This is a genomic window from Pseudomonas sp. Z8(2022) (assembly GCF_025837155.1).
GTDB lineage: Bacteria > Pseudomonadota > Gammaproteobacteria > Pseudomonadales > Pseudomonadaceae > Aquipseudomonas.
The window spans coordinates 625,568-640,895 of the sequence record NZ_CP107549.1; the positions used below are offsets into that span (position 1 = coordinate 625,568).

General features: G+C 57.4%; 11 protein-coding genes, 4 tRNA genes and 2 rRNA genes. All 17 read left to right on the top strand.

Translation table 11 applies throughout. The features are described from left to right. Positions 1-68 precede the first annotated feature (68 nt). The 17 genes from OEG79_RS02895 to rpoB all read left to right on the top strand — a co-directional run bounded on the left by OEG79_RS02895 (position 69) and on the right by rpoB (position 15,321). A 23S ribosomal RNA gene (locus OEG79_RS02895) occupies positions 69-2,961 on the top strand. 137 nt (positions 2,962-3,098) lie between these two features. Then, positions 3,099-3,214 (top strand): 5S ribosomal RNA (gene rrf / locus OEG79_RS02900). Between the two features lie 218 nt (positions 3,215-3,432). After that, positions 3,433-4,395, top strand: coding sequence for a bifunctional biotin--[acetyl-CoA-carboxylase] ligase/biotin operon repressor BirA (gene birA, locus OEG79_RS02905; protein ID WP_264147379.1), 963 nt, complete (start codon positions 3,433-3,435; stop codon positions 4,393-4,395). Continuing rightward, positions 4,385-5,134: a pantothenate kinase gene (locus OEG79_RS02910; protein ID WP_264147380.1), complete on the top strand. Its 750-nt coding sequence runs from the start codon at positions 4,385-4,387 to the stop codon at positions 5,132-5,134. Before birA ends, OEG79_RS02910 begins: the two co-directional genes overlap by 11 nt. A gap of 8 nt (positions 5,135-5,142) precedes the next feature. Beyond that, positions 5,143-5,829, top strand: coding sequence for an SPOR domain-containing protein (locus OEG79_RS02915; protein WP_264147381.1), 687 nt, complete (start codon positions 5,143-5,145; stop codon positions 5,827-5,829). A gap of 141 nt (positions 5,830-5,970) precedes the next feature. Then, positions 5,971-6,055, top strand: a tRNA-Tyr gene (locus OEG79_RS02920). Between the two features lie 24 nt (positions 6,056-6,079). Continuing rightward, positions 6,080-6,153: transfer RNA gene (locus OEG79_RS02925), tRNA-Gly, on the top strand. A gap of 26 nt (positions 6,154-6,179) precedes the next feature. Beyond that, a tRNA-Thr gene (locus OEG79_RS02930) sits at positions 6,180-6,255 on the top strand. Positions 6,256-6,339: 84 nt separating this feature from the next. Then, positions 6,340-7,533, top strand: coding sequence for an elongation factor Tu (gene tuf, locus OEG79_RS02935; RefSeq protein WP_104730409.1), 1,194 nt, complete (start codon positions 6,340-6,342; stop codon positions 7,531-7,533). A 53-nt stretch (positions 7,534-7,586) separates the two neighbouring features. After that, a tRNA-Trp gene (locus OEG79_RS02940) sits at positions 7,587-7,662 on the top strand. A gap of 42 nt (positions 7,663-7,704) precedes the next feature. Continuing rightward, complete coding sequence (gene secE / locus OEG79_RS02945) at positions 7,705-8,073, top strand: preprotein translocase subunit SecE (RefSeq protein ID WP_264147382.1); 369 nt, start codon at positions 7,705-7,707, stop codon at positions 8,071-8,073. Between the two features lie 9 nt (positions 8,074-8,082). Next, positions 8,083-8,616: a transcription termination/antitermination protein NusG gene (gene nusG / locus OEG79_RS02950; protein WP_004373446.1), complete on the top strand. Its 534-nt coding sequence runs from the start codon at positions 8,083-8,085 to the stop codon at positions 8,614-8,616. A gap of 119 nt (positions 8,617-8,735) precedes the next feature. After that, positions 8,736-9,167, top strand: coding sequence for a 50S ribosomal protein L11 (gene rplK, locus OEG79_RS02955; RefSeq protein ID WP_143504859.1), 432 nt, complete (start codon positions 8,736-8,738; stop codon positions 9,165-9,167). Further along, on the top strand, positions 9,167-9,862 hold the full coding sequence (gene rplA, locus OEG79_RS02960) for a 50S ribosomal protein L1 (RefSeq protein WP_004373442.1): 696 nt from the start codon (positions 9,167-9,169) through the stop codon (positions 9,860-9,862). The genes rplK and rplA overlap by 1 nt, the downstream gene beginning before the upstream one ends. A 211-nt stretch (positions 9,863-10,073) precedes the next feature. Continuing rightward, positions 10,074-10,574 carry a 50S ribosomal protein L10 gene (rplJ, locus tag OEG79_RS02965; RefSeq protein WP_017363913.1) on the top strand — a complete coding sequence of 167 codons (501 nt, stop codon included), beginning with the start codon at positions 10,074-10,076 and terminating at the stop codon, positions 10,572-10,574. An 80-nt stretch (positions 10,575-10,654) separates the two neighbouring features. Further along, positions 10,655-11,026 carry a 50S ribosomal protein L7/L12 gene (gene rplL / locus OEG79_RS02970; RefSeq protein WP_264147383.1) on the top strand — a complete coding sequence of 124 codons (372 nt, stop codon included), beginning with the start codon at positions 10,655-10,657 and terminating at the stop codon, positions 11,024-11,026. A 221-nt stretch (positions 11,027-11,247) separates the two neighbouring features. Further along, entirely contained in the window at positions 11,248-15,321 is a 4,074-nt protein-coding gene (rpoB, locus tag OEG79_RS02975; protein ID WP_264147384.1) for a DNA-directed RNA polymerase subunit beta, read from the top strand. The last annotated feature ends 7 nt before the right edge of the window (positions 15,322-15,328 follow it).

Consider the following 15,328-nt stretch of genomic DNA (forward strand, 5'->3'; position numbering starts at 1 on the left):
AAGACGCAAATTTTCGGCGAATGTCGTCTTCACGATTGAGACAGTAACCAGATTGCTTGGGGTTATATGGTCAAGTGAAGAAGCGCATACGGTGGATGCCTTGGCAGTCAGAGGCGATGAAAGACGTGGTAGCCTGCGAAAAGCTTTGGGGAGTCGGCAAACAGACTGTGATCCAGAGATCTCTGAATGGGGGAACCCACCTAGGATAACCTAGGTATCTTGTACTGAATCCATAGGTGCAAGAGGCGAACCAGGGGAACTGAAACATCTAAGTACCCTGAGGAAAAGAAATCAACCGAGATTCCCTAAGTAGTGGCGAGCGAACGGGGACTAGCCCTTAAGTTGATTTGAGTGTAGTGGAAGGCTCTGGAAAGTGCCGCCGTAGTGGGTGATAGCCCCGTACACGAAACGCTCTTATCAATGAAATCGAGTAGGACGGGGCACGAGAAACCTTGTCTGAACATGGGGGGACCATCCTCCAAGGCTAAATACTACTGACTGACCGATAGTGAACCAGTACCGTGAGGGAAAGGCGAAAAGAACCCCGGAGAGGGGAGTGAAATAGAACCTGAAACCGTATGCGTACAAGCAGTGGGAGCCCACTTTGTTGGGTGACTGCGTACCTTTTGTATAATGGGTCAGCGACTTATATTCAGTGGCGAGCTTAACCGAATAGGGGAGGCGTAGCGAAAGCGAGTCTTAATAGGGCGCTTTAGTCGCTGGGTATAGACCCGAAACCGGGCGATCTATCCATGGGCAGGTTGAAGGTTAGGTAACACTGACTGGAGGACCGAACCGACTACCGTTGAAAAGTTAGCGGATGACCTGTGGATCGGAGTGAAAGGCTAATCAAGCTCGGAGATAGCTGGTTCTCCTCGAAAGCTATTTAGGTAGCGCCTCGTGTATCACTGCTGGGGGTAGAGCACTGTTTCGGCTAGGGGGTCATCCCGACTTACCAAACCGATGCAAACTCCGAATACCAGCAAGTGTCAGCACGGGAGACACACGGCGGGTGCTAACGTCCGTCGTGAAAAGGGAAACAACCCAGACCGTCAGCTAAGGTCCCAAAGTTATGGTTAAGTGGGAAACGATGTGGGAAGGCTTAGACAGCTAGGAGGTTGGCTTAGAAGCAGCCATCCTTTAAAGAAAGCGTAATAGCTCACTAGTCGAGTCGGCCTGCGCGGAAGATGTAACGGGGCTCAAACCATACACCGAAGCTACGGGTTCACACTTTGTGTGAGCGGTAGAGGAGCGTTCTGTAAGCCTGTGAAGGTGAGTTGAGAAGCTTGCTGGAGGTATCAGAAGTGCGAATGCTGACATGAGTAACGACAATGCGAGTGAAAAACTCGCACGCCGAAAGACCAAGGTTTCCTGCGCAACGTTAATCGACGCAGGGTTAGTCGGCCCCTAAGGCGAGGCAGAAATGCGTAGTCGATGGGAAACGGGTTAATATTCCCGTACTTCTAGTTACTGCGATGGAGGGACGGAGAAGGCTAGGCCAGCACGGCGTTGGTTGTCCGTGTTTAAGGTTGTAGGCTGGTTTCTTAGGTAAATCCGGGAGATCAAGGCCGAGAGCTGATGACGAGCGTTCTTTTAGAATGCGAAGTGGTTGATGCCATGCTTCCAGGAAAAGCTTCTAAGCTTCAGGTAACTAGGAACCGTACCCCAAACCGACACAGGTGGTTAGGTAGAGAATACCAAGGCGCTTGAGAGAACTCGGGTGAAGGAACTAGGCAAAATGGCACCGTAACTTCGGGAGAAGGTGCGCCGGTGAGGGTGAAGTATTTACTACGTAAGCCCATGCCGGTCGAAGATACCAGGCCGCTGCGACTGTTTATTAAAAACACAGCACTCTGCAAACACGAAAGTGGACGTATAGGGTGTGACGCCTGCCCGGTGCCGGAAGGTTAATTGATGGGGTTAGCGCAAGCGAAGCTCTTGATCGAAGCCCCGGTAAACGGCGGCCGTAACTATAACGGTCCTAAGGTAGCGAAATTCCTTGTCGGGTAAGTTCCGACCTGCACGAATGGCGTAACGATGGCGGCGCTGTCTCCACCCGAGACTCAGTGAAATTGAAATCGCTGTGAAGATGCAGTGTATCCGCGGCTAGACGGAAAGACCCCGTGAACCTTTACTATAGCTTTGCACTGGACTTTGAGCTTGCTTGTGTAGGATAGGTGGGAGGCTTTGAAGTGGGGACGCCAGTTCTCATGGAGCCATCCTTGAAATACCACCCTGGCAACCTTGAGGTTCTAACTCTGGTCCGTCATCCGGATCGAGGACAGTGTATGGTGGGTAGTTTGACTGGGGCGGTCTCCTCCCAAAGAGTAACGGAGGAGTACGAAGGTGCGCTCAGACCGGTCGGAAATCGGTCGTAGAGTATAAAGGCAAAAGCGCGCTTGACTGCGAGACAGACACGTCGAGCAGGTACGAAAGTAGGTCTTAGTGATCCGGTGGTTCTGTATGGAAGGGCCATCGCTCAACGGATAAAAGGTACTCCGGGGATAACAGGCTGATACCGCCCAAGAGTTCATATCGACGGCGGTGTTTGGCACCTCGATGTCGGCTCATCACATCCTGGGGCTGAAGCCGGTCCCAAGGGTATGGCTGTTCGCCATTTAAAGTGGTACGCGAGCTGGGTTTAGAACGTCGTGAGACAGTTCGGTCCCTATCTGCCGTGGACGTTTGAGATTTGAGAGGGGCTGACCTTAGTACGAGAGGACCGGGTTGGACGAACCTCTGGTGTTCCGGTTGTCACGCCAGTGGCATTGCCGGGTAGCTATGTTCGGAAGAGATAACCGCTGAAAGCATCTAAGCGGGAAACTTGCCTCAAGATGAGATCTCACTGGAGCCTTGAGCTCCCTAAAGGGCCGTCGAAGACTACGACGTTGATAGGTTGGGTGTGTAAGCGCTGTGAGGCGTTGAGCTAACCAATACTAATTGCCCGTGAGGCTTGACCATATAACACCCAAACAATCTGCCCTCAAAGCAGAGGGTGTCGATGGTGAAGTCGACAGAAAGCCGAAAATTTGCGAGAGCTACAAGCCTCTATCACGTATCCAAGGGATAGCGTCCATGACGACATCCCAACCGAATTGCTTGACGACCATAGAGCGTTGGAACCACCTGATCCCATCCCGAACTCAGAAGTGAAACGACGCATCGCCGATGGTAGTGTGGTGCTTCACCATGTGAGAGTAGGTCATCGTCAAGCTCCTATACGAAACCCCAGATCTCCAAAGAGGTCTGGGGTTTCTTCTTTGTGGTGCGGAAACTGTCTTGGCCTGCACATGCTCGTGCTGCTTGTTGACCGCCAAGTTCGCGTGCCTGGTAGCGATTCATCGCGTCAGGTCGTGTCTTCAGCTCGCCGTTTTCTATGCAAGCCGAGGCCCCATCGTTATCATGCCAGCCTTGTTCGTAGCGGGGCCTCGCATGCTGGAATTGTTGAAACTTCTGCAGGATGGTCGATTCCATTCCGGTGAAGCCCTCGGAGGGCAGCTCGGGATAAGTCGCAGCGCCATCTGGAAGCAGTTGCAGGGCCTGGAGGCAGAGCTGGGGGTCGAGGTATTCAAGGTCCCTGGTCGCGGCTATCGGTTGTCGTCGCCCATGATCCTGCTCGATGCCGAGCGGATATCTCAAGCTATACCTGATCTGGGCTGGCCGGTGGCAGTCGAGCCGAGCGTAGATTCCACGAATGCCGAGATCTTTCGCCGTCTCGGGGCAGGGGCGCGAGCGCCTTTTGTCTTGCTGGCTGAGCGTCAGACGGCTGGCCGTGGTCGGCGCGGGCGCGTCTGGGTCAGTCCGTTCGCAGATAATCTCTACTGCAGCGTCGTGCTGCGTGTCGATGGTGGGATGAGCCAGATCGAGGCATTGAGTCTGACGGTGGGGCTCGCTGTCGTTAAGGCATTGCAGGCATGCGGTGTGAAGAGCGCACAGCTGAAGTGGCCCAATGACGTGCTGGTCGAAGGGCGAAAGATATCCGGGATTCTCCTGGAGCTCGCTGGCGATCCGGCCGATGTCTGCCATGTCGTGATAGGCATCGGTATCAACGTGAACATGGCGGAAGCGGCTGATGCTGTCGATCAGCCGTGGACATCCGTCCGGCAGTGTGTGGGCCGTATGGTCGATCGAAATGATTTGGCTGCAGTGTTGCTCCTGCAGTTGCGCGACTACCTTTCCGTGCACTGGCAGCATGGCTTCGCCGGTTTGCGGGAGGAGTGGGAGGCGCTGCATGCATGGCGGGGACGCTCTGTGGCGTTGACCGCCGGGAGCAATGCGATCCAGGGAGTCGTGCTTGGTGTTGATGAGCGGGGTGCAATTCGCCTGAGTGTGGATGGCGTCGAGCGCGCTTACAGTGGTGGAGAGTTGAGCCTGAGGTTGCAGCATGATTCTTGAGCTCGACTGCGGTAACAGCTTTATCAAGTGGCGAGTGATTTCCGAAGATGGAAGTCAGCGACTCTTCGCGGGTGTCGTGGATTCTGATTCTGCTCTCTTTGAGTCTCTGGCTTCGACTCAGGGATTGCGAGTGAGTCGCTGTAGGCTGGTCAGTGTGCGCAGCGATGCGGAGACCGAGCAACTTGTGGCGCGCCTGCGCGAGCTTCTTGGGGTTGAGGCGGTCTGTGCTCAGTCGGCCAGTCAGGTCGGTGCTGTACAGAACGGTTATGAGGACTATCGCCGTCTAGGTCTGGATCGCTGGCTCGCTGTGTTGGGAGCCTATCACCTGGGGCAGCGTGCTTGTCTGGTGGTCGATCTGGGTACGGCGGTGACTGCTGACTTCATAGCGGCCGATGGTAAGCATCAGGGAGGATTCATTTGTCCCGGGCTGCCGTTGATGCGGGATCAGCTGAGCACGCATACGAGGCGTATTCGCTATGATCGTGAAGTCGCGCTAGCGGCCTTGCAGGAACTTGAGCCCGGGCGCTCGACTGCCGAGGCGGTCGAGCGCGGTTGTTTGCTGATGCTCCGCGGCTTCGTTGCCGAGCAGCTGCTTCAGGCGCGCGCTCGTTTCCCTGAGGGGTTCGAAGTCTTTCTGACTGGTGGGGATGCGGAGCTGGTGCGTGATATCGTGCCGGGAGCGCAGGTCGTTACGGATCTGGTATTTGTCGGGCTGGCGATCGCCTGTCCCTTGAGTTGAGGCGAAGCATGCGCTGGATTCTGCTATTGCTCCTGCTACTTAATGCCTTCTATTACGTCTGGCATCAGCAGCAGGCGCCTCTGCGTGCCAAGGAGGTTGCTCCGGCGGATGCCTATCAGACGGCTCGCAAGGATATTCGTCTGCTGAGTGAGGTTGGGGCTTCCAGCCCGCGTAGCCAAACTGCGGCGCCGGTCGCTGAGGTCTCTCCTGAAGCGGCTGTTTGTCTCTTCCTTGGCAGTTTCGAGGAGGAGGCCCGGGCGAAGGTCGTCGAGCAGCGTCTGTTGAGTCTGGATATCCAGGCCGATGTGCGCAGTGTCGATGCGGCGGCTGGTGTCGAGTACTGGGTATATCTGCCGCCTCTGGCTTCTCGCCAGGCCTCGCTGAGGCAGTTGCGTGAACTGCAGGCGCGGCGTATCGATAGCTACATCATCACTCAGGGGGAACTCGCCAATGGCATATCGCTTGGCATATTCCCGCGCAACGATTCGGCCAACAGCGTGATGCAGCGTCTGCGTGATGTGGGCTACGAGCCGCAGATCCGCGAATTGCCGCGCGCGCACCGCAATTTCTGGGTGCGTGTAGCTCCGCAAAGCCGTCGTCTGGCTGACGAGTACCTGCTTGGGCGACTTGCCGGAGACTTTGCAGGTTTGCAGCATCAATTAATGCCTTGTGAAGGCGTTGCATTGCCTCAGTAGTTTGCATAGAATGGCGCCCGCTTCGCAGGGTGGTCAAAGTTGGTTCCCGACGAAGATGTTGTCAAAGTAGCTAACCTCAAGATTTTAATGAGAAAAAGCTTGACAGCAGGGTGGCAGATCTAGAAAATGCCGCCTCACTTTGGAGGGGTTCCCGAGCGGCCAAAGGGATCAGACTGTAAATCTGACGTCATCGACTTCGAAGGTTCGAATCCTTCCCCCTCCACCAGATTCAGCGTGAGCTACAGGCTCCGCGGGTATAGTTCAGTGGTAGAACCTCAGCCTTCCAAGCTGATGATGCGGGTTCGATTCCCGCTACCCGCTCCAGTTTGTTGTTGGCGCAATAGAGTTTGGCTCATGTAGCTCAGTTGGTAGAGCACACCCTTGGTAAGGGTGAGGTCAGCGGTTCAAGTCCGCTCATGAGCTCCATCTAATAAAGGCAGATATGAAAGTATCTGCCTTTGTTTTAATGGCGGCATAGCTTGCTCAATTCTTCGCTAGGAGACGGTCAAGATGGCTAAAGAGAAATTCGAACGTAACAAACCGCACGTCAACGTTGGCACCATCGGTCACGTTGACCACGGTAAAACCACTCTGACCGCTGCTCTGACCCGCGTCTGCTCCGAAGTTTTCGGTTCGGCCAAGGTTGACTTCGACAAGATCGACAGCGCTCCGGAAGAAAAAGCTCGTGGTATCACCATCAACACCGCGCACGTAGAGTACGACTCCAACATTCGTCACTACGCGCACGTTGACTGCCCGGGCCACGCCGACTACGTGAAGAACATGATCACCGGTGCTGCCCAGATGGACGGCGCGATCCTGGTCTGCTCGGCTGCCGACGGCCCCATGCCGCAAACCCGTGAGCACATCCTGCTGTCCCGTCAGGTAGGCGTACCGTACATCGTTGTCTTCCTGAACAAGGCTGACATGGTTGACGACGCTGAGCTGCTGGAACTGGTCGAGATGGAAGTTCGCGACCTGCTGAGCACCTACGACTTCCCGGGTGACGACACTCCGATCATCATCGGCTCCGCGCTGATGGCTCTGAACGGCGAAGACACCAACGAGCTGGGCACTTCTGCTGTCAAGAAGCTGGTCGAGACTCTGGATACCTACATTCCGGAGCCGGTTCGTGCCATCGACAAGCCGTTCCTGATGCCGATCGAAGACGTGTTCTCGATCTCCGGCCGCGGTACTGTAGTGACCGGTCGTGTTGAGCGCGGTATCGTCAAGGTCCAGGAAGAAATCGAAATCGTTGGTCTGCGTCCGACCACCAAAACCACCTGCACCGGCGTTGAGATGTTCCGCAAGCTGCTGGATGAAGGTCGTGCTGGTGAGAACTGCGGCGTGCTGCTGCGCGGCACCAAGCGTGATGAAGTCGAGCGTGGTCAGGTTCTGGCCAAGCCGGGCACCATCAAGCCGCACACCAAGTTCGAAGCAGAAGTGTACGTATTGTCCAAGGAAGAAGGTGGTCGTCACACCCCGTTCTTCAAGGGCTACCGTCCGCAGTTCTACTTCCGTACCACTGACGTAACCGGTTCGTGCGAACTGCCGGAAGGCGTTGAGATGGTAATGCCGGGCGACAACATCAAGATGGTTGTCACCCTGATCAAGCCGATCGCCATGGAAGACGGCCTGCGCTTCGCAATTCGCGAAGGCGGTCGTACCGTCGGTGCCGGCGTGGTTGCCAAGATCATCGAATAATCGGTTGATCTGTCCCTCTCGGGCCGGCATAATGGTCGGCCTGATTTTGTTCTAGGTCAGTAGCTCAATTGGCAGAGCGGCGGTCTCCAAAACCGCAGGTTGGGGGTTCGATTCCCTCCTGACCTGCCATTTTCTAACGAATTTGGCGTGTCTTTCACAGGATCCTCTCGAATGAATGCTAAGGCTGAAGCCAAAGACTCTCGCTTTGATCTGGTCAAGTGGCTGGTTGTCGCTGCCCTGGTTGTTGTGGGTGTCGTGGGTAATCAGTACTTCTCTGCTGAGCCGGTTCTGTATCGCGTTCTGGGTCTGGTTGTGCTGGGTGGTCTTGCTGCTTTCGTGGCGTTTCAGACTGCTCGTGGCCAATCTTTCGCGGTGCTGCTGAAAGAAGCGCGCGTCGAAATTCGTAAGGTTGTCTGGCCGACCCGCCAGGAAACCACGCAGACCACTCTGATCGTGGTTGCTGTTGTTCTGGTGATGGCGCTGCTGTTGTGGGGGCTCGATTCCCTGCTCGGTTGGCTTATTTCCCTGATTGTTGGTTAAGGGTGTCTCGTGGCTAAGCGTTGGTACGTCGTGCATGCTTACTCGGGTTACGAGAAGCATGTCATGCGCTCGCTCATCGAGCGCGTGAAACTGGCTGGTATGGAAGATGACTTCGGCGAGATTCTCGTTCCCACTGAAGAAGTGGTCGAGATGCGCAATGGTCAGAAGCGCAAGAGTGAGCGCAAGTTCTTCCCTGGCTACGTTCTTGTGCAGATGGAAATGAACGAGGCGACTTGGCACTTGATCAAGGATACGCCGCGCGTCATGGGCTTCATCGGTGGTACTGCCGACAAACCGGCGCCCATCACTGAGAAAGAAGCTGAAGCCATCCTGCGTCGTGTCGCTGACAGTGGCGACAAGCCCAAGCCGAAGACGCTGTTCGAGCCGGGCGAGATGGTTCGTGTTGTCGATGGTCCGTTCGCCGATTTCGGTGGCGTGGTCGAAGAAGTGAATTACGAAAAGAGCCGCATCCAGGTTGCTGTGACCATTTTTGGTCGCTCCACCCCGGTCGAGCTGGAGTTCAGTCAGGTCGAGAAGGCATAACTGACATAAGCATCCCTCACCCCGCAGCCGCAGGCTGCGGGGTTTTGTCGTCACTGGGATAAATGCGTAAGTAACCTCGGGGAGCCGTCAGGCGTTCGAACCCGAAATTGGAGTAGCTAATGGCTAAGAAGATTCAGGCTTATATCAAGCTGCAGGTTAAAGCCGGTCAGGCAAACCCGTCGCCACCCGTTGGTCCCGCTCTGGGTCAGCACGGTGTGAACATCATGGAATTCTGCAAGGCGTTCAACGCCAAGACTCAAGGCGTCGAGCCGGGTCTGCCGACTCCCGTGATCATCACTGTATACAGTGACCGCAGCTTTACCTTTGAAACCAAGAGCACCCCGGCTGCTGTACTGCTGAAGAAGGCCGCTGGCCTGACCAGCGGTTCCGCTCGTCCGAACACCGTCAAAGTAGGCACCGTTACCCGTGCTCAGCTGGAAGAGATCGCCAAGACCAAACAGGCTGATCTGACTGCCGCTGACCTGGATGCGGCCGTGCGCACCATCGCCGGCTCCGCTCGTAGCATGGGCCTGAACGTGGAGGGTGTGTAATGGCTAAGTTGACCAAGCGCCAAAAGGCCATCGCGGCCAAGGTTGAAGCCGGCAAGGCCTACACCTTCGAAGAAGCTGCCAGCCTGCTGGCCGAGCTGTCTGCCGTCAAGTTCACCGAGTCCTTCGACGTCGCCGTGAACCTGGGTGTAGACCCGCGTAAATCCGACCAGGTTGTACGTGGCGCCACCGTTCTGCCGAACGGCACTGGCAAAACCGTACGCGTTGCCGTGTTCACCCAGGGCCCGGGCGCTGAAGCTGCCCTGGCTGCCGGTGCTGACAAGGTCGGTATGGATGATCTGGCTGCCGAAATGAAGGCCGGTGATCTGAACTACGACGTGGTCATCGCTTCTCCGGACGCCATGCGTGTTGTTGGCCAGCTGGGTCAGGTTCTCGGTCCGCGCGGCCTGATGCCGAACCCGAAAGTCGGCACCGTGACTCCGGACGTCGCTACCGCTGTCAAGAATGCCAAGGCTGGTCAGGTGCGTTTCCGTACCGACAAGAACGGCATCATCCACACCTCCGTTGGCAAGGTCGGCTTCGAAGCCGCTGCGCTGAAGCAGAACGTGGAAGCCCTGCTGGCTGACCTGAAGCGTCTGAAGCCGTCGACTTCGAAAGGCATCTACGTCAAGCGCGTGACCCTGAGCACCACCATGGGGCCGGGTCTGATCATCGATCAGGCTTCGCTCGACGCGTAAGTGATTGGCCGGCAGCGTGCGTGCTGTCGGCCTTGAAAGATTGGGGTCCCTGCCTGGCGGGGGCTATCCAAGACCGTAGGTGACTCGCGTTTTAAATGTCAGGTTCGCCTGATGGCCTACGCAGATGGTGCTCCCGATTCGTTACCGAATCAGACACCAAAACGCCGCCGAACCTCGGTTTGGCGAAACGGTAAAATCCAGGAGTAAACCCGTGGCAATTAAACTCGAAGACAAGAAGGCCATCGTCGCTGAAGTCAACGAGGCTGCCAAAGCCGGTCTGTCCGCTGTCGTGGCTGATGCCCGTGGCGTGACCGTCGGCGCAATGACCGGACTCCGTAAAGAGGCCCGCGAAGCTGGTGTGTACGTGAAAGTCGTGCGTAACACCCTGCTCAAGCGCGCCGTTGAAGGCACTCAGTTCGACGTGCTCAACGACGTGTTCAAAGGCCCGACCCTGATCGCTTTCTCCAACGAACACCCGGGCGCTGCTGCTCGTCTGTTCAAGGAGTTCGCCAAGGGTCAGGACAAGTTCGAGATCAAGGCAGCTGCGTTCGAGGGCAAGTTCCTCGCAGCAAACCAGATCGACGTACTGGCAAGCCTGCCGACCCGTGATGAGGGCATTGCGCAGCTGATGAGCGTTATCCAAGGCGCCACCAGCAAGCTCGCTCGCACACTGGCAGCTATTCGCGACCAGAAAGAAGCTGCTGCTGCCTAAGGCGGCGTGAGCACTTTCGAAATCAAACGTTTAATTTGATGGTCGCGTAGGCCGTCACCCCAATACAGGAATTGATAGTCATGTCTCTGACTAACGAGCAAATCATCGAAGCTATCGGCCAGAAATCCGTTATGGAAATCGTTGAGCTGATCAAGGCGATGGAAGAAACCTTCGGCGTTACCGCTGCTGCTGCCGTTGCCGCTGGCCCGGCTGCTGGTGCTGCTGCCGCTGCTGAAGAGCAGACCGAGTTCAACGTTGTTCTGGCTGAAGCCGGCGACAAGAAAGTGAACGTGATCAAGGCTGTTCGCGAGCTGACCGGTCTGGGTCTGAAAGAAGCCAAAGAGAAAGTCGACGGCGCTCCTCAGGTCATCGCTGAAGGCCTGAGCAAAGAAGCTGCAGAAGACGCCAAGAAGAAGCTGGAAGAAGCTGGCGCCAAGGTCGAGCTCAAGTAAGTTCGCATCTTGCGTCTACAGCCCGAGCGACTCGCATAAGGCTGATGGCTGGTGGCTTTTGCCACCGGCCTTTTTCCGTTCTAGGTTGGCTGTTCGACAGCCGACCTGGAGCAGAAAAAATCCCGCCCGAGAGGCGGTCGCAAACCGAGGGTTTGCAAGATTTTCTGGTCATCGCCGCCGGCGCTGGCCAAACAAGCAGGTGACCAAGCTGGGGAACGCTGATGGCTTACTCATACACTGAGAAAAAACGTATCCGCAAGGACTTTAGCAAGTTGCCGGATGTCATGGATGTGCCTTACCTCCTGGCCATCCAGCTGGATTCGTATCGCGAATTCCTGCAGCAAGGGGTGAGCAAGGAACAGTTCCGTGACATCGGCCTGCATGCGGCCTTCAAATCCGTATTCCCGATCATCAGCTACTCCGGCAACGCCGCTCTGGAGTACGTCGGCTATCGCCTGGGCGAGCCGGCGTTCGACGTCAAGGAGTGCGTCCTGCGTGGCGTGACCTTCGCCGTGCCGCTGCGCGTGAAAGTGCGCCTGATCATTTTCGACAAAGAATCGTCGAACAAAGCGATCAAGGACATCAAAGAGCAGGAAGTGTACATGGGCGAAATCCCGCTCATGACCGAGAACGGTACCTTCGTCATCAACGGTACCGAGCGTGTGATCGTGTCCCAGCTGCACCGTTCGCCGGGTGTGTTCTTCGACCACGACCGTGGCAAGACCCACAGCTCGGGCAAGCTGCTGTACTCCGCTCGCATCATTCCTTACCGCGGTTCCTGGCTGGACTTCGAGTTCGACCCGAAGGACGCGGTATTCGTGCGTATCGACCGTCGCCGCAAACTGCCGGCTTCCGTCCTGCTGCGTGCGCTGGGCTACAGCACCGAAGAAGTGCTGGATGCCTTCTACGACACCAACGTCTTCCACGTTAAGGGCGAGACCCTGAGCCTGGAGCTGGTTCCGCAGCGTCTGCGCGGTGAAGTCGCGGTCCTGGACATCAAGGACGCCAGCGGCAAGGTGATCGTGGAGCAGGGTCGTCGTATCACTGCCCGTCACATCAATCAGCTGGACAAGGCTGGCATCAAGGAGCTGGAAGTTCCGCTCGATTACGTCATTGGCCGTACCACTGCCAAGGCCATCGTGCACCCGGCTACCGGCGAGATCATCGCCGAATGCAATACCGAGCTGACCGCCGACCTGCTGGCCAAGATGGCCAAGGCTCAGGTTGTGCGTTTCGAGACGTTGTACACCAACGACATCGACTGCGGTCCGTTCATCTCCGACACCCTGAAGATCGACAGCACCACCAATCAGCTGGAAGCGCTGGTCGAGATCTACCGCATGATGCGTCCTGGCGAGCCGCCAACCAAGGATGCCGCCGAGACCCTGTTCAACAACCTGTTCTTCAGCGCCGAGCGTTACGATCTGTCCGCCGTTGGCCGCATGAAGTTCAACCGTCGTATCGGTCGCACCGAGATCGAAGGTTCGGGCGTGCTGAGCAAGGAAGACATCGTTGCCGTACTGAAGACTCTGGTCGATATTCGTAACGGCAAGGGCATCGTCGACGACATCGACCACCTCGGTAACCGCCGCGTTCGTTGCGTTGGCGAAATGGCCGAGAACCAGTTCCGTGTCGGCCTGGTGCGCGTAGAGCGTGCGGTCAAGGAACGCCTGTCGATGGCCGAAAGTGAAGGCCTGATGCCGCAGGACCTGATCAACGCCAAGCCGGTTGCGGCAGCGGTGAAGGAGTTCTTCGGTTCCAGCCAGCTCTCGCAGTTCATGGACCAGAACAACCCGCTCTCCGAGATCACCCACAAGCGTCGCGTCTCCGCACTCGGCCCAGGCGGTCTGACCCGTGAGCGCGCCGGCTTCGAAGTCCGCGACGTGCACCCGACCCACTACGGCCGCGTGTGCCCGATCGAAACCCCTGAAGGTCCGAACATCGGTCTGATCAACTCGCTGGCTGCCTATGCCCGCACCAACCAGTACGGCTTCCTGGAAAGCCCGTACCGTGTGGTCAAGGAAGGCAAGGTCACCGACGAGATCGTGTTCCTGTCCGCCATCGAAGAAGCCGATCACGTGATCGCGCAGGCTTCCGCCACCCTTAACGACAAGGGTGAGCTGGTCGACGAGCTGGTTGCCGTGCGTCACCTGAACGAATTCACCGTCAAGGCGCCGGAAGACGTCACCCTGATGGACGTTTCGCCGAAGCAGGTCGTTTCCGTCGCTGCCTCGCTGATTCCGTTCCTCGAGCACGACGACGCCAACCGTGCACTGATGGGTTCGAACATGCAGCGTCAGGCTGTACCGACCCTGCGCGCCGACAAGCCGCTGGTAGGTACCGGCATGGAGCGCAACGTCGCCCGTGACTCCGGCGTATGCGTGGTGGCTCGTCGTGGTGGTGTGATCGACTCGGTCGACGCCAGCCGTATCGTGGTTCGCGTCAACGACGACGAAGTCGAAACCGGTGAAGCCGGTGTCGACATCTACAACCTGACCAAGTACACCCGCTCCAACCAGAACACCTGCATCAACCAGCGTCCGCTGGTGAGCAAGGGTGATCAGGTTTCGCGTGGCGACATCATGGCCGACGGCCCGTCCACCGACATGGGTGAACTGGCGCTGGGTCAGAACATGCGCGTCGCGTTCATGCCGTGGAACGGCTTCAACTTCGAAGACTCCATCTGCCTGTCCGAGCGCGTGGTTCAGGAAGACCGCTTCACCACCATCCACATTCAGGAACTGACCTGTGTGGCGCGTGACACCAAGCTCGGCCCAGAGGAAATCTCCTCTGACATCCCGAACGTGGGTGAAGCTGCTCTGAACAAGCTGGACGAAGCCGGTATCGTCTACGTCGGCGCCGAAGTCGGCCCGGGCGACATCCTGGTTGGCAAGGTCACTCCGAAAGGCGAGACCCAGCTGACTCCGGAAGAGAAACTGCTGCGCGCGATCTTCGGTGAGAAGGCGTCCGACGTTAAGGACACCTCGCTGCGTGTGCCGACCGGCACCAAGGGTACCGTTATCGACGTACAGGTCTTCACCCGTGACGGCGTCGAGCGTGACAGCCGTGCCTTGGCGATCGAGAAGCAGCAGCTGGACGAGATCCGCAAAGACCTGAACGAAGAGTTCCGCATCGTCGAGGGCGCGACCTTCGAGCGTCTGCGTTCGGCCCTGGTCGGTGCCACTGCCGAAGGCGGTGCCGGTCTGAAGAAAGGCACCGTGATCACCGACGAGTTCCTTGACGGTCTCGAGCGTGGCCAGTGGTTCAAACTGCGCATGGCCGACGACGCCCTGAACGAGCAGCTGGAGAAGGCCCAGGCCTACATCTCCGACCGCCGTCAGATGCTCGACGACAAGTTCGAAGACAAGAAGCGCAAGCTGCAGCAGGGCGACGACCTCGCTCCGGGCGTACTGAAGATCGTCAAGGTCTACCTGGCCATCCGCCGTCGCATCCAGCCGGGTGACAAGATGGCCGGTCGTCACGGTAACAAGGGTGTGGTCTCGGTGATCATGCCGGTTGAAGACATGCCGCACGACGCCAACGGTACTCCGGTCGACATCGTGCTGAACCCGCTGGGTGTTCCGTCGCGTATGAACGTCGGTCAGATCCTTGAAACCCACCTGGGCCTGGCGGCCAAGGGCCTGGGCGAGAAGATCAACCGCATGCTCGAAGAGCAGCGCAAGATCGCCGAACTGCGCAAGTTCCTCAACGAGATCTACAACGAGATCGGTGGGCGCAAGGAAAACCTCGACGAGTTCTCCGACAACGAGATCCTCGAGCTGGCGAAGAACCTCAAAGGCGGTGTACCGATGGCGACTGCCGTGTTCGACGGCGCCAAGGAAACCGAGATCAAGGCCATGCTGAAGCTGGCCGATCTGCCTGAGAGCGGCCAGATGCGCCTGTTCGACGGTCGTACCGGTAACCAGTTCGAGCGCCCGACCACTGTCGGTTACATGTACATGCTCAAACTGAACCACCTGGTGGACGACAAGATGCACGCCCGTTCCACTGGTTCCTACAGCCTGGTTACCCAGCAGCCGCTGGGTGGTAAGGCGCAGTTCGGTGGTCAGCGTTTCGGGGAGATGGAGGTCTGGGCTCTGGAAGCCTACGGCGCGGCCTACACCCTGCAGGAAATGCTGACGGTGAAGTCGGACGACGTGAACGGCCGTACCAAGATGTACAAGAACATCGTGGATGGCGATCACCGCATGGAGCCGGGCATGCCCGAGTCCTTCAACGTGTTGATCAAAGAGATTCGTTCGCTCGGCATCGACATCGATCTGGAAACCGAATAACACGACG

What these genes read in the sequence shown, in the direction of transcription:
- OEG79_RS02915 (WP_264147381.1), top strand. Translation starts at nt 5,143, where the DNA reads ATGCGCTGGATTCTGCTATTGCTCCTGCTACTTAATGCCTTCTATTAC.
- rpoB (WP_264147384.1), top strand. Translation starts at nt 11,248, where the DNA reads ATGGCTTACTCATACACTGAGAAAAAACGTATCCGCAAGGACTTTAGC.
- rplA (WP_004373442.1), top strand. Translation starts at nt 9,167, where the DNA reads ATGGCTAAGTTGACCAAGCGCCAAAAGGCCATCGCGGCCAAGGTTGAA.
- rplL (WP_264147383.1), top strand. Translation starts at nt 10,655, where the DNA reads ATGTCTCTGACTAACGAGCAAATCATCGAAGCTATCGGCCAGAAATCC.
- rplK (WP_143504859.1), top strand. Translation starts at nt 8,736, where the DNA reads ATGGCTAAGAAGATTCAGGCTTATATCAAGCTGCAGGTTAAAGCCGGT.
- secE (WP_264147382.1), top strand. Translation starts at nt 7,705, where the DNA reads ATGAATGCTAAGGCTGAAGCCAAAGACTCTCGCTTTGATCTGGTCAAG.
- tuf (WP_104730409.1), top strand. Translation starts at nt 6,340, where the DNA reads ATGGCTAAAGAGAAATTCGAACGTAACAAACCGCACGTCAACGTTGGC.
- birA (WP_264147379.1), top strand. Translation starts at nt 3,433, where the DNA reads ATGCTGGAATTGTTGAAACTTCTGCAGGATGGTCGATTCCATTCCGGT.
- OEG79_RS02910 (WP_264147380.1), top strand. Translation starts at nt 4,385, where the DNA reads ATGATTCTTGAGCTCGACTGCGGTAACAGCTTTATCAAGTGGCGAGTG.